The 13060-nt window shown below is 69.3% G+C and carries 13 protein-coding genes and 1 pseudogene; 5 read left to right on the top strand and 9 right to left on the bottom strand.

Features of this window, described 5'->3' with window-relative positions:
• Positions 1–5: 5 nt before the first annotated feature.
• The 3 genes from GN153_RS03570 to GN153_RS03565 all read right to left on the bottom strand — a co-directional run bounded on the left by GN153_RS03570 (position 6) and on the right by GN153_RS03565 (position 1634).
• Positions 6–443: a peroxiredoxin gene (locus GN153_RS03570; RefSeq protein ID WP_159899908.1), complete on the bottom strand. Its 438-nt coding sequence runs from the start codon at positions 441–443 to the stop codon at positions 6–8.
• Between the two features lie 75 nt (positions 444–518).
• A complete protein-coding gene (locus GN153_RS17435) occupies positions 519–677 on the bottom strand; it encodes a hypothetical protein (RefSeq protein WP_201287804.1) in 159 nt (52 codons plus the stop codon).
• A 111-nt stretch (positions 678–788) separates the two neighbouring features.
• Complete coding sequence (locus GN153_RS03565) at positions 789–1634, bottom strand: SDR family oxidoreductase (RefSeq protein WP_159899906.1); 846 nt, start codon at positions 1632–1634, stop codon at positions 789–791.
• A 278-nt stretch (positions 1635–1912) separates the two neighbouring features.
• Between GN153_RS03565 and GN153_RS03560 the strand changes: the two genes are divergently transcribed.
• Complete coding sequence (locus GN153_RS03560) at positions 1913–2437, top strand: hypothetical protein (protein WP_159899904.1); 525 nt, start codon at positions 1913–1915, stop codon at positions 2435–2437.
• Here the strand turns inward: GN153_RS03560 and GN153_RS03555 are convergent.
• Entirely contained in the window at positions 2434–2793 is a 360-nt protein-coding gene (locus tag GN153_RS03555; protein WP_236544747.1) for a lycopene cyclase domain-containing protein, read from the bottom strand. The genes GN153_RS03560 and GN153_RS03555 overlap by 4 nt on opposite strands.
• Before the next feature lie 141 nt (positions 2794–2934).
• Here GN153_RS03555 and GN153_RS03550 point away from each other — a divergent pair, with 141 nt between their 5' ends.
• Positions 2935–4077, top strand: a complete 1143-nt coding sequence (locus GN153_RS03550; RefSeq protein ID WP_159899902.1) for a CBS domain-containing protein — start codon at positions 2935–2937, stop codon at positions 4075–4077.
• 386 nt (positions 4078–4463) lie between these two features.
• Here the strand turns inward: GN153_RS03550 and GN153_RS03545 are convergent, their stop codons facing one another.
• Positions 4464–4787 carry a hypothetical protein gene (locus tag GN153_RS03545; RefSeq protein ID WP_159899900.1) on the bottom strand — a complete coding sequence of 108 codons (324 nt, stop codon included), beginning with the start codon at positions 4785–4787 and terminating at the stop codon, positions 4464–4466.
• A gap of 396 nt (positions 4788–5183) precedes the next feature.
• Complete coding sequence (locus GN153_RS03540) at positions 5184–7406, bottom strand: CDC48 family AAA ATPase (RefSeq protein ID WP_159899898.1); 2223 nt, start codon at positions 7404–7406, stop codon at positions 5184–5186.
• 126 nt (positions 7407–7532) lie between these two features.
• Between GN153_RS03540 and GN153_RS03535 the strand changes: the two genes are divergently transcribed.
• Entirely contained in the window at positions 7533–7985 is a 453-nt protein-coding gene (locus GN153_RS03535; RefSeq protein ID WP_159899896.1) for a universal stress protein, read from the top strand.
• A gap of 23 nt (positions 7986–8008) precedes the next feature.
• On the opposite strand, the gene GN153_RS03530 is transcribed toward GN153_RS03535, so the two are convergent.
• Both GN153_RS03530 and GN153_RS03525 read right to left on the bottom strand, forming a co-directional pair.
• Positions 8009–9697 (bottom strand): hypothetical protein, encoded by a 1689-nt coding sequence (locus tag GN153_RS03530; RefSeq protein WP_159899894.1) that lies wholly within the window; start codon positions 9695–9697, stop codon positions 8009–8011.
• Entirely contained in the window at positions 9694–10515 is an 822-nt protein-coding gene (locus tag GN153_RS03525; protein WP_159899892.1) for an ABC transporter ATP-binding protein, read from the bottom strand. Before GN153_RS03525 ends, GN153_RS03530 begins: the two co-directional genes overlap by 4 nt.
• A 114-nt stretch (positions 10516–10629) precedes the next feature.
• Here GN153_RS03525 and larC point away from each other — a divergent pair.
• Together larC and GN153_RS17635 are read left to right on the top strand one after the other, a co-directional pair.
• Positions 10630–11946 (top strand): annotated as a pseudogene (gene larC, locus GN153_RS03520) (nickel pincer cofactor biosynthesis protein LarC); the annotation flags it as partial.
• Between the two features lie 15 nt (positions 11947–11961).
• Entirely contained in the window at positions 11962–12294 is a 333-nt protein-coding gene (locus GN153_RS17635; protein WP_236544783.1) for a DUF952 domain-containing protein, read from the top strand.
• A gap of 5 nt (positions 12295–12299) precedes the next feature.
• Here the strand turns inward: GN153_RS17635 and GN153_RS03515 are convergent, their stop codons facing one another.
• The gene (locus GN153_RS03515; protein ID WP_159899888.1) at positions 12300–13049 is read right to left on the bottom strand and encodes a hypothetical protein; all 750 of its coding nucleotides are present in this window, start codon (positions 13047–13049) and stop codon (positions 12300–12302) included.
• Between the last annotated feature and the right edge of the window lie 11 nt (positions 13050–13060).

Here is a 13060-nt window from a genome sequence, read left to right as displayed (position 1 = left end):
GGGACTTACTCCCCGCGGAGGTCCCGCAGGACCTCCTCGGCGTGACCCTCCGGGTCCGCGAGCGCGGGGTCGTAGACGCCCGCGACCTCCCCGCCGGCGACGGTGAAGGTCACCCGGTCGGTGTACCCCTCGCTGGTGTCGACGCCGAAGGCCTCTGCTACGTCGCCGTCGGGGTCCGCGAGCAGGTCGAAGGTGACCCCCTCCTCCTCGGCGAAGTCCGCGTGGGTCTCGACGTCGTCCATCGAGACGCCGTAGACCGTGATGCCGGCCTCCTGGAACTCCGGGAGGGTATCCTGGAAGTCGTTTGCCTCGATGGTGCAGCCGCCGGTGAAGTCCTTCGGGTAGAAGTAGACGACCGTCGGCTCCTCGAAGTCCGGCGAGACCGTCTCGCCGTGCTGGTTCTGTGCGCTGACTGCCGGTGCCGGATCGCCAGGCTCGAGCATACCATCCGTTCACAGCCCAGCACGGTATGGGTTTGGGTGTCGACAGTCACGCTCGCGCGGCCGGTCGGCCGCCGGTCAGGCTGGCTTACCCGCGGCCGTCCGCCACCTGGCGAGGAGCCAGTAGAGGGCCAGCCCCAGTACCGCTTCGAGGGGACCGACGAGCACGGCGCCGACGAGGAACAGAGCATAGACGAGCAGACCGAGCTGGTCTTCGGTGGAGGGCTCGACGTTCATCGTATCTAACGTGTCACTGAGTGAGTTGTTAATCGTTACGATGACGGGTCGGGGAGAGGGCGGGGCCGACGCGCCACAGTTGCCCGGCCGGTGGCGCGGCGACGTGCCCTGCTACCAGTCCCGGGCGAAGTCGGCGCCGAACATCTCGGCGGAGGACGGCGGCGGGTTCGACCCCTCGACGAGCGCGTACTGGTCGAAGTCCTCGACGCCAACGCTCGCGAGCAGTTCCTCGTCGTAGAAGGAGTGGCCGTCGACCTCGGCGGGGTCGCGGTCGAGCAGGACGGAGGCGGCGTCGGTGTAGACCTGCGGGCTCCGCCAGTCCTCCTCTGAGCCCATCCCGAAGTAGCGGGTCGCGCGGGTCTCGATGGCGGTGACCGGCCACAGCGTCGACGCGGCGACGTCCTCCTCCTCGCCGGACAGCGAGAGGGTCATGAAGGCCATCCCCATCTTCGAGAAAGCGTAGGGCGCCATCCCGGGGACGCGGTCGACCTCCAGGGGCGGCGCGTTCGTGATGACGCGCCCGCCACCGTCCCGCAGCGCCGGCAGGGCCGCCTGTGTCATCGCGTATGTCCCGCGGACGTTGACCTCCATCAGCAGGTCGAACCGGTTCATCGGGAGCTCGCCGATCTCCCCCATCTGGATCGCCGAGGCGTTGTTGATGAGGATGTCGAGCCGGCCGAACTCGTCGAGGGTCTCGTCGACGACGCGCTGACAGTTGTCGGGGTCGCGCACGTCCAGCTGGACCGCAAGCGCCTCGGAGCCGCGCTCGCGGACCGCGTCGGCGGTCTTGTGGATCGTTCCCTCGAGGTCGGAATCGCTGTCGTCGACGGTCTTGCCCGTCGAGACGATGTCGGCGCCGTACTCGGCGAGTTGGAGCGCGAGCGCGCGCCCGATGCCGCGTGTCGATCCCGTGATGACTGCCACCTGTCCCGAGAGGTCGGGGGCTGGTACTGCCATGCAGTACTGGTCGGACCCCACGGGCAAAAAGGTGCCCTCACCGAATGCCGGGCGGTGGCGCGGACTCGCGGTGGTACGCACCTCTCACGCGAACGGTACGTAACACTAATCCGGGCCGGCCGTAACCGTACCTGTAATGCGAGATACACGACAGGCCAGGACCGTCTCCGGCCACCGTCGACGCCGGCCGTCGGCCGGGGCGGTGGGCCGACAGTGACCCGGATTCTCGCCGGGATGCGACCGGAACAGCCAACAGCGCGCCGGTCACAGCCGGAGGCATGGGGCGCGTAACCGACCTCGCGCCGGCCGGGCTCGTCCCGGCGGCCTGGCTGGTCACTGCCGGCGCCCACCAGGGCGCGGTGAGCGAGCGGACGCTCCTGATCGCGCTGGTCGTGATGGACGTGCTGCTCGTGGCCTTCATCGTGGCCGGCGCCGCCGAGATGACCGGGCCGGTGCTGCGCATCTGGCGGCTGGTCCTGTTTGCCGGCCTGCCGCTCACTCTCGCGGGGACCGTCGGCCTCTGGCTCTCGCCCCCGAACGAGGCGCTGCTGGGTGTGTCGCTGTACGGGTGGATGCTGCTCCCCGGGGCCGCGTACCTCCAGACCGGCAACCTCGTGACCGACGCGCCGTTCCGGCAGGTGTACTTCCTCGCGGGCGTACTCTCGCTCGCGGGCGCCGTCGTGTACGCGGCCGCGGCCGCGAACGGGATGGGGGTCGGTCCGGAGTGGGTCATCGGGGGGCTCGCGGGCGTCGGGGTCGGCCAGAGCGTCGGCATGGTGACCGCGGCAGCCCAGAACAGTTAGACCCGCTCTCCCGCCTCCGGTCCCGACTCGTCCGCTCGCCCGGCACCCGCGGGACCGCGCAGCTTCCGGAGACTCTCGTGGGTGCCGACGACCATCGCCGGCACCAGGACCATGAAGATGTGCTCCTCGAGTGGGACCCCGAGCAGTTCGACGCCGGTCCGCAGCGGGATCTCGAAGACGCCGACGGTCAGCGTGTACCAGTCCCACGCGAGCGCGAAGGGGTACAGCACCAGGACGGTCCGGGCGGCCGCCCGCCACGCGCCGGCGTACGCGAGCAGGGCGAGCGCGACGGTCCCCCACATGAGCTCGGTGGCCAGGTAGGTGTACTCGCCGAAGACGGTGATATCGGGCAGCACACTACCCGAGAGGGGCTGGCGGGAGAAAAGCGTGTACGCCGGGCCGGGGCGGGTGTGGGTTTCGGGGACTGCCCGGGGATGGGAGCGAGAACCAACTTTGATTACCGCGCGCGTCGAACCTCCGGAGAGAGGGACCCCACGATGGATATTGCCGATATCGCGACCAGCGAGTACGTTGCCGTCGAAACGGACGAACGACTGGGGAAGGTCAGGTCGATCTTCGAGCGCGAGAACCCGAAGGGGCTCGTCGTCACCGAGGACGGCGAGTACGCCGGGGTGCTCGCCCAGCGCCAGCTCGTCCAGTCCCGGGTCGACGACGACGCCAAGGTCGAACGCCTGATGCAGTCCGCCCCCAAGGTCGACCGGACGGCCGACGTCCGGAAGGTCGCCCGCGTGCTCGTCGAGGGAAAGACCAAGATCGCCCCCGTCTTCGAGGCCGACCGCTTGTGGGGGATCGTCTCGGAAGACGACATCCTCGAGGCAGTTCTGGAGAACCTCGACGCGCTGACTGTCGGGGAGATCGCTACCGACGACGTCGTCACGATCGACGAGGACACCCACATCGGCCGCGTGATCAACCTCCTCCGGGAGAACGACGTCTCCCGGCTCCCCGTTCTGGACGAGGACGGCCACCTCTCGGGGATGGTCACCACCCACGACATCGTCGAAGTGGTCGTCCGGGACATGGACAAGACGACGCGCGGGGACCGCTCGGGCGGCAACGACCGGGTACTCGACATCCCCGTCTACGACATCATGTCCAGTCCCGTGGCCACGACGACGGGCGAGGAGTCGGTGCGCGCGGCCGTCCAGCGGATGCTCGACAGCGACTACGCGGGGCTCGTGGTCACGCCCGAGGACGACGACCGCGTCGTCGACGGTATCATCACCAAAACCGACGTGCTCCGGGCGCTGACCTACACCGAGGAGGAGCACATGGACGTCCAGATCACCAACATCCGGCTGCTGGAGACGCTGACCCGCGAGCAGGTCCGCCAGCAGATCGAGGGCGTCGCCGACAAGTACGGCCAGATGCAGGTCCAGCACGCTCACGTCCGGTTTCACGAACACAAGGAGACCCACCGCGGCACGCCGCTGATCCAGGCCCAGATCCGGCTGCGGACCAACAAGGGCCAGGCCGCCGGCTCCGGCGAGGGTTACGGCGCGGACAACGCCTTCCGGGTCGCGCTCGACAAGCTCGAACGGAACGTCCTCGAACTGAAGGGCGTGCGCGCCGACGAGGAGTACCGCGGCCAGCTGCTGCGGAAGCTCGGTGAACTATAACCTCCCACTTTTTACTGCGTCGGGTGCGCTCCCTACGGTCGCGCACCACTCCTTGTAAAAACGTGGGGAAAAACACCTTCACGCTCACTCGCTTGCGCTCGTTCGCGTGAAGTGAACCGCGCTCGCTGCGCTCGCGCGGATGCTGGACGACAGCATCTGTGCTGGCGACGCCATCCCAGAAAACCGCTTCCGTCCGTATTTCGGAGAGCTTCCTACAGTCCCGTCTTGTTTCGATCAGCAAATGCCGTCCGCTCAGTACGTCCGCGTATCCGTCACCCGACTCCAACCAGTAGGCGACTATCTCAGTCGTTCAATATAGACAAAGGATTACTGGGTCGAAATAGAATCTTTCCAGTCGCTATGGGGTGGAGCGTGGGTAATACAGACTAATCGTCAACCCCAGTCATGATACTTAGGGTTGCGTCATCGGAAATCGTCAGTCGAAAGAGTTCTTCTGCGACCTCTGAGCCGTCTGGGCCTGCTGAATACAGGCCAAGCCAGGTGGCAGCCATCCCGCCACCGTTTAAGTGACATTCGACGTAATAGGCACCTGGCTCCGTGAACAAATCCTCCTCGATACGTTCTTGATATGGTCCGATGTCAAACTCGTGCGTCCGTTTCCACTCCGGAGTCACCTCGGGCGTTGGGGGAGGATAGTCACGAGAAACACGGTCGGGATTGTCACTCGTTTTTGAAACTATGACGCTCACCGTGTGGGCCGTTTCGTCTTCGTTATTTATCACTAGATCACCTGACTCTGGACCACCGGGAAAAAACAGCCTGCCAGCGTACTACTGACAGTAACAGCCAATAGACCGAGTAATTCACGCCGCTCTTTCACGTCAGAAGCTAGCAAGCAGCGTGGAATATGTTTTGTGGCGTAAGCGGGCTGAATTGAGCGGTGTATTCGGTCCAACCTCGGTGAAATCGATGTCTCACCCGTACGGCATACACGCTCTATGGCGAGCATCCGCGCGAGCGCAGCGAGCGCGGTTCGCTTCACGCGAACGAGCGCAAGCGAGTGAGCGTGAAGGTGTTTTTCCCCACGTTTTTACAAGGAGCGGTGCGCGACCGAAGGGAGCGCACCCGACGCAGTAAAAAGTGGTCTACTGGAAGCCGATCCGCCCGCCGCGGGTCCGGGGTTCGGGGCCGGTGCCGCCGCGGAATTCCTCCTCGATCTGCTCGTAGTACTCCCGGATGTCGTCGGTCAGCGTCGGCCGGACGTTCTCCAGGGCCTTCCGGAAGTGACGCATGTCGACATCCGCCGCGTCGTCGTCCTCGCGCAGCGCCTCGATGGCCGCCTCGCGGGCGATCGACTCCAGGTCCGACCCGACGTAGCCCTCGGTGCGCTCGGCGAGTTCGCGCAGGCTGACGTCCGGGGCCAGCGGCGTGTCGTCGGTGTGGATCTTGAGGATCTGCTCGCGGCCCTCGGTGTCGGGCTCGCCGATCATCACGAGGCGGTCGAACCGTCCCGAGCGGATCAGCGCCGGGTCGATCATGTCCGGCCGGTTGGTGGCGCCGATCACCATCACGTCCTCCATCTCCTCCAGGCCGTCCATCTCGGTCAGGAGCTGGTTGACCACCCGCTCGGAGACGTTCGACCCCGTCTCGCCGCCCCGGCCGGGCGCAAGCGAGTCGAGTTCGTCGAAGAAGATGACTGTGGGGGAGACCTGCCGGGCCTTCCGGAAGGTCTGCCGGATCGCCTTCTCCGATTCGCCGACCCACTTGGAGAGCAGCTGTGGCCCCCGCACGGAGATGAAGTTGGCGTCGGTCTCGTTGGCGACGGCCTTCGCCATCAGCGTCTTGCCGGTGCCGGGCGGGCCGTAGAGCAGGACGCCTGCCGGCGGCTCGACGCCGAGGCGCTCGAACTTCTCGGGGGAGGTCATCGGCCACTCGACGGACTCCTGGACGTTCGCCTTGGCGTCCTCGAGGCCGCCGACATCGTCCCAGGAGACTTTCGGTAGCTCGACGAGCACCTCCCGCATGGCGCTCGGGCTCACCTCGTTGAGCGCCCCGCGGAAGTCGTCGCGTTTGATGATCATCCGGTCGATCAGGCTCGGCGGGATGTCCTCCTCGTCGAGGTCGATCTCCGGGAGATAGCGGCGCAGGGCCTTCATCGCGGCTTCCTTGGTCAGGCTCTCGATGTCCGCGCCGACGAAGCCGTGGGTGTCCTCCGCGAGTTCGGGCAGCGAGACGTCGTCAGAGAGCGGCATCCCTCGGGTGTGGATCTGGAGGATCTCCTCGCGACCCGTCTCGTCGGGGACGCCGATCTCGATCTCGCGGTCGAACCGGCCGGGCCGCCGGAGCGCGGGGTCGACGCTGTCGACGCGGTTGGTGGCGCCGATGACCACGACCTGGCCCCGGGATTCGAGGCCGTCCATCATCGTCAGCAGCTGGGCGACGACGCGCCGCTCGACCTCGCCGGTGACGTCCTCGCGTTTGGGGGCGATGGAGTCGAGCTCGTCGATGAAGATGATCGAGGGCGACTCCTCGGTAGCGTCCTCGAAGATTTCCCGTAACTGCTGCTCGGACTCGCCGTAGTACTTGGAGATGATCTCGGGGCCGGCGATAGAGAAGAAACTGGCGGAGGTCTCGTTGGCGACGGCCTTCGCGAGCAGCGTCTTGCCGGTGCCGGGCGGGCCGTGCAGGAGCACCCCCTGCGGTGGCTCGATGCCGAGTTTCTTGAAGATCTGGGGATGCTTCATCGGGAGTTCGACCATCTCCCGGACGCGCTGGATCTCGTTTTGGAGGCCGCCGATGTCCTCGTAGGTGATCCCGCCGCCGGTCTTCTCGAACCCGGAGATGGGCTCCTCCCGGAGTTCGACCTCGGTGTCCTCGGTGATTAGCACCACCCCTTCGGGTTCCGTCTCGACCGCGATCAGCGGGATCGCCTGGCCGGGCGAGCGCATGAACGGGTGGTTCGTGCTCGACATCACGGGGACGATGTCGCGCTCGACGACCGGCCGCTTGAGGATCTGGCGTTTGACCATCCCCGCGGCGTCCGAGCCGAACTGCACGCTCGCCTCCTCGGGTGGCGCGAGCACGAGCGTGTCGGCTTTCTCGGCCTCGGCTTTCCGGATCTCGACGCGCTCGCCGATCCCCACGTCGGCGTTCTGTCGGGTGAACCCGTCGATGCGCACAGTATCGGTGTTCCAGTCCTGCCGGTCGGCCCGCCAGACCTTCGCGGCGGTCCGGTCGGCCCCCTCGATCTCGATGATGTCCCCCGGCGAGAGCTTGAGATGCAGGAGGGTGTCGGGGTCGAGCCGGGCGATGCCGCGCCCCGAGTCGTTGGGATACGCCTTTGCCACCTCTAGTTGGACTTCATTCATTGTGGTCTGGGATGTGTTGACAGTCGGCCCTGGCGGGAGATATGCCTTTTGTTACCGGCGGTCCCGAGGGGGACCAGAACCGGGCCGTCGAATAGATTGATAATCCCGTCGGCGCAACGGTGAGGTATGGTCTTTCTGGTCCCGTACGACGGCTCCGCGAGTTCGGAGGCAGCGCTCGCCCGCGCGGTCGAACACGGCGCCGCGCTCGGCGAGGAGGTGGTCGCGGTGAGTTTCGTCCCGACCGGCGACACCTACGCCCAGCGCCGCCGGTGGATCGAGCCCGACGAGGACTTCGCCGTCGAGACCGCGAGCGCTGACCTCAGACGGAAGATCGAGGAGGCGACCGACGACGCGGAGCGGCAGTTCACCGAGCCCGGCGCGGAGTCGCCGGGCGACGGGGTCTCCAGCCAGGTCCGGCAGACGGCCGTCGACGTCGACGCCAGCGTCGTCTTCGTCGGCACCGGACGCCCCGAGGACGGGGACGGGGCCGGCGCGGAAGACCGCATGACCACCCCCTTCGGCTCGGTCGATACCGACGCCCCATACGACCTCCACCTGGTGCGGCGAAAGCGGGCCTGAGCCCGGTCCGGCGCGTCACGGCGTCAGTCCAGCGTGTACCGGTCGAACCGGCGGACTGCGTACCGGTACGACAGCGCCGGTGTGACGACGAGGACGACGAGCAGCACCGCCGCAGCCAGGGAGAGCGTCTCGGCGTCGACGCCGAGCCCGAACGGTAACACGAACGTCAGCAGCGCCGCTCCGAGCCCACGTGCGCCCTCGTCGGAGACGACGACTGCGGCGGCGACAGTCGCGACCAGGTGGACCGAGAACAGCGCGAAAGCCAGCGTGCTGGGGACGACGGTCTTCATCGACCGGGTGATGTTGACCGCCCGAAAGCGGGGGAACGCGGTCCCGATCCCCACCGAGAGGACGGTCGCCACGGCGATCAGAAGCGGCGTCGCGGCGACCAGAAGCACCGTCCTCGTCGTGGGCAGCGGGCTGAGGAGGGCGACGGCGGCAGTGAGGACGGTCCCGAACGGGACCGCGACGACCAGGCTCGCGACCACGTGTGCGCGGACGAACTGCCGGCCGTCGACCCGGCTCAGAAGCGTCGCCGGAAGCCCCGCGCCCTGGTCGCCCAGCGGGTTCAGCGTGAAGACGACGCCGGCCGCCCACGCGACGAACAGGACCGTCCCGTACGGGAGATAGCCCGGGATCCGGCCGGTCTGGAAGATGTCGGCGAAGACGCCGACCGCGAAGAAGAGCGGGTAGACGACGTACAGCAGCTTCAGCGGCGCACGCGCCGCGCGCCGCCAGGCCAGGAGGACGAGCGCGGCGGTCGGCCGGCCGAAGGCCGCAGCCAGCCGGCGCTGGAACGCGACGCCGGTGGTTCCGACCGCTCCGGACTCCTGCTTGCTTGCTGACTCCTCCTCGCTCTCGCCGGCGAGCACCGGGTCCGAGAACCAGTGGGCTGTGGCCACCCGCGTCCCGGCGGCGGCGCCGGCGGCTCCGACGACGGCCACGACGGCGACGGTCCCCGCGGCCAGCAGCGGGCTGGGCGCGAGCAGGCCCGTCCCGGCGAGCATCAGGTCGGCGGGCCAGCCGGTCGGCGAGGCCTGCATGGGCTCGAACAGCGCGACGACGGTCGCGTTCAGCGAGCCGGTGACCACGAAGGCGAAGTAGACTAGGAAGGCGACGGCTATCAGCACGCCCTTGTTGCGGGCGACGAAGGCGATCCGGCTCAGCAGGTGTTTCAGCCCCAGGCCGACCGGGAAGCCGACGGCGACGACCGTGGCCCCGACGGCCGCGACCCCGAGCGGGACCGTCACCGCAGCCAGCGCCGACCCGGTGCCCAGCGCCAGCCCGACGCCTATCCCGACGGCCGGCCCACCGAGCCAGAGCAGGACGTAGACGTACTCCGCGAGCAACAGCCCCAGGAAGGCCTCGCCGGTCGGGACGACCGTCAGCACGCCCTCGGCGTTGGTGAGCGTGCCGCGCTGGCCGACCGCCCGCAGGGCCACGACGGCCGCGCCGATGAGCCCGAAGACCGCGACGATCCCCCGCAGCGCCGCCGTCGCCGAGAAGGGGCCGACGGCGACGTCACCGGGCCCGACTGCGCCCCCGGCCCGGTAGGCGAGGTAGCCGCCGCCGAGGGTCGCAGCCCCCGCGAGCACGACGAAGACGAGAAGCGAGGCGAGCCGACCCAGCCCCCCGCTCGTGTCGGTGTGTTTCCGGACCATCCGGGTGACGTCGACCCGCGCTATCCGGAGGACGTGAGCGAGGCCGCTCATCGGGGCTCCGGGTCCGGGCCCGTGGCCTCGACCTCGTCGGCGTGGTCGGCGGTCACCGAGAGGAAGACGTCCTCCAGGCTCGTCCCCTCGCCGCGCTCGGCCTGCCGCTTGAGGTCGTCGGGGGCACCCTCGGCGACCAGCCGCCCCTCGTTGAGCACGCCGACGCTGTCGGCGAGTTCGTCGACCACAGAGAGGATGTGCGTCGAGAGGAAGACGGTGGTCTCGCCGCCCGCGAGTTCGGCGACCAGGTCCTTGACCGTCCGGGCCGCCCGGGGGTCGAGCCCGGAGGTCGGCTCGTCCAGGAAGAGGACGCCGGGCTCGTGGATGACCGTCGCGATCAGCCCGACCTTCTTGCGCATCCCCGTCGAGTACCCCTCCTGGCGGCGGTCGGCCGCCCCGACGAGGTCGAACCGCTCCAGATACCGCGCGATGCGCTCGTCGGCCACGTCGGCGGGCAGGTCGTGCAGCGCGGCGACGTGGCGCAGCTGCTCCCGGCCGGTCAGCTCGTCGAACAGCGGCGGCTCCTCCGGCAGGTAGCCGATCTCCCGGATCAGGTCGCTCCGGTCGGCGACGTCGACGCCGACGACCCGCGCCGAGCCCGAAGTCGGGCGCGTCAGGCTCGTCAGTATCCGCATCGTCGTCGTCTTGCCCGACCCGTTCGGGCCGAGAAAGCCGTACACCGCCCCCTGCGGCACGGAGAGGTCGAGGTCCTCGACCGCGGTCACGTCGCCGTACCGCTTCGTCAGGCCGGTCGTCTCGATGGCGAGTGAGGGCGTCTCGGAGGGGGACCGCTCCCGGACGTCAGCGTCTGCGTCCATGTGACATCCGTTTCACACGACGGTGCTTCAAGATACCGGAGAGGGTCGCCGGCGGCGGTCTCCGGCCGGGGCAGGCCGGCAAGGTTCTTGTCCCGGCCGTCCCTCCGCTCGACCATGCGAACGCTCGCCTTCGACGGCCGGATGGGCGCCAGCGGGGACATGCTCCTTGGGGCGCTGCTCGCCGCCGGGGCCGACCGCGACGCGCTGGCCCCCGTCGAGGACGCGATCGACGTCCGCTACCGGACCCGCCAGGTCACGAAAGCGGGGGTCGGCGCCACCGCCGTCGACGTGTTGCTGACCGACGAGGCCAGCGACGGGGATGGCAGCCACGACGACCAGCCCCGCGACCACGGACACAACCACGACCACAGCCAGGAGGGCCACGACCACGGCGACCACACACACGCGGAGGGACACGGCCCGACGCGAACCTACCCCGAGGTGGTGGGGGCCGTCGAGGGGATGGACCTCCCGGCGGACGTCGAGGCGCGAGCGCTGGCGGTATTCGAGCGGCTGGGCGAGGCGGAGGCCGCGGTCCACGGCACCGACCTCCAGGGGACACACTTCCACGAGGTCGGGGCCGACGACGCCATCGCGGACATCGTCGGGGTTGCGCTGCTGCTCGCGGACCTGGAGGTCGACCGGGTGGTGACGACCCCGCTGGCCACAGGCGGCGGCGAGGCGGAGACGGGCCACGGCACCTACCCGGTCCCGGTGCCAGCCGTCGTCGAACTCGCCGAGGGTGCGGCGTGGTCGCTGCGGGGCGGGCCCGTGGAGGCGGAGTTGCTCACGCCGACCGGGGCAGCCATCCTCGCCGAGGTCGCCAGGGGTGTGGCGTCGCTGCCGTCGATGCGGGTCGAGGAGTCGGGGTACGGCGCGGGCGGCTACGACTTCCACGACCGGCCGAACGTCCTCCGCGCCGTGGTCGGTCAGACCGAGCGACTTCGCCGGGACCCCATCACGGTGCTCGAGACCAACCTCGACGACGCCGCTCCGGAGGTACTCGGCGGGCTCCAGGAGACCCTCGCCGAGGCCGGCGCCCGGGACGTCTCGGTGGTCCCACTCACGATGAAGAAGTCGCGGCCGGGCCACCTGGTGAAGGTCGTCGTCAAACCGGAGGACGCCGAGCGGGTCGCGCGCCGGCTGGCCGAGGAGACCGGCACCCTCGGTGTGCGCGAACACGGCGCCGGCCACCGCTTCGTCGCCGACCGCGAGGTCGTGACGGCGACCCTCGCAGTCGGCGGAGAGCGCCACGAGGTCGGCGTCAAGGTGGCGAGCGTCGGCGGCGGGGCCGGCGGAGGAATCGACGCGACCGACGGCGGTGCGGTCTTCGACGTCAGCGCGGAGTACGACGACGCGCTCGCGGTCGCCCGGGAGGCCGGCCTGCCAGTCCGGGAGGTGCTGCGGCGCGCAGAAGCCGCGGTCAGGGAGGGGTACGCCGACCGCCTGGTCCACGTCGTCGAGGGCGACGACTACGAGGCCCACACCGCGGACGGGGCGTACCGCCCCCCGTCGCTCTCCGAGGAGGGGTTCGTCCACTGTTCGACCCCCGAACAGGTGCTCGCGGTCGCACAGAGTCACTACCCCGACGCGGAGAACCCCCGGCTTCTGGTCGTAGACCCCGGCGCTGTCGACGCCGAGATCCGGTACGAGGAAGGACCGCTCGGGGGATTCGCGCACGTCTACGGCTCGCTGAACACAGACGCCGTCGTCGACATCGTCGAGTTCCCCCGCGAGGACGGGCGCTATGTCCTTCCTCGGCGGTTGCGGGGTGTCTGAGCGCCTCAGGATGCGTTCGTGTCGTCGGCGTGTTCGGCAAGCGCCTCCTCGATAGAGAGGTCGCCGGCCGCCACCCGCCGGGCGAGGTCGGCGTCGATGGCGCGGTTCTCCTCGCTTTGCTCCCGGGAGCGGTCCTGGATCCGCGTGAGTTCCCCGGCCGTGGGCTCGACCTCGCGGCCCCCGATGCGTTCGCCCTCGCGGCGGGCGATGTTGACCGCGGCGAGCACGTCCCCCATCCCGCGGGCGCCGGTCCCGAGGTAGGGAGTGGTTCCGGACTCGTCGACCAGCTCGACGGGGACCTCGGACAGGTCCTCGAGTAGCCGCGCACCCACCAGCCGTGCGCCGTCGCCGACGCGCACGAGCGGGTCGACGGCGTCGGCCACCTCCTCGCGGACGACATCGGCCACCCGCTCGGCGGGGACCTGGAAGGCGGCAGTGACGGTGTCACCCTCCAGCACCGCGACCCCGGGGCGGTCGCCGGGGTCGACCCCCACGACCGTCCGCCCCTCTCCGTCCCGGAGGGTGGCCGCGACGGCGTCGACGGCCGCCCGGGGGTCCCCGGGCTCGGCCTCGACGACCGCCACGTCGGCCTCCCCCGGGACCGCCCCCTCGTCGTCGACCCCGCGGACCAGCGCTGTCGTTCCCTCGGGGAGGTCCTCGCCGGGCTCGACGGTGGTGAAGTCGACGCCGCGCTCCCGCAGCGCGGTCACCACCTCGTGGTAGAGTTCGAAATCCGCCGTCGCGACGACGATCACACCCGCGGTAG

It is taken from the genome of Salinirussus salinus (assembly GCF_009831455.1).
GTDB lineage: Archaea > Halobacteriota > Halobacteria > Halobacteriales > Haloarculaceae > Salinirussus > Salinirussus salinus.
This window is presented reverse-complemented; position numbering and strand designations above follow the sequence as displayed.

Bases quoted from the DNA above. Each gene is read 5' to 3' on its own strand.
- GN153_RS03570 (WP_159899908.1), bottom strand. From the start codon at position 443: ATGCTCGAGCCTGGCGATCCGGCACCGGCAGTCAGCGCACAGAACCAG.
- GN153_RS17435 (WP_201287804.1), bottom strand. From the start codon at position 677: ATGAACGTCGAGCCCTCCACCGAAGACCAGCTCGGTCTGCTCGTCTAT.
- GN153_RS03565 (WP_159899906.1), bottom strand. From the start codon at position 1,634: ATGGCAGTACCAGCCCCCGACCTCTCGGGACAGGTGGCAGTCATCACG.
- GN153_RS03560 (WP_159899904.1), top strand. From the start codon at position 1,913: ATGGGGCGCGTAACCGACCTCGCGCCGGCCGGGCTCGTCCCGGCGGCC.
- GN153_RS03550 (WP_159899902.1), top strand. From the start codon at position 2,935: ATGGATATTGCCGATATCGCGACCAGCGAGTACGTTGCCGTCGAAACG.
- GN153_RS03540 (WP_159899898.1), bottom strand. From the start codon at position 7,406: ATGAATGAAGTCCAACTAGAGGTGGCAAAGGCGTATCCCAACGACTCG.
- GN153_RS03535 (WP_159899896.1), top strand. From the start codon at position 7,533: ATGGTCTTTCTGGTCCCGTACGACGGCTCCGCGAGTTCGGAGGCAGCG.
- GN153_RS03530 (WP_159899894.1), bottom strand. From the start codon at position 9,697: ATGAGCGGCCTCGCTCACGTCCTCCGGATAGCGCGGGTCGACGTCACC.
- GN153_RS03525 (WP_159899892.1), bottom strand. From the start codon at position 10,515: ATGGACGCAGACGCTGACGTCCGGGAGCGGTCCCCCTCCGAGACGCCC.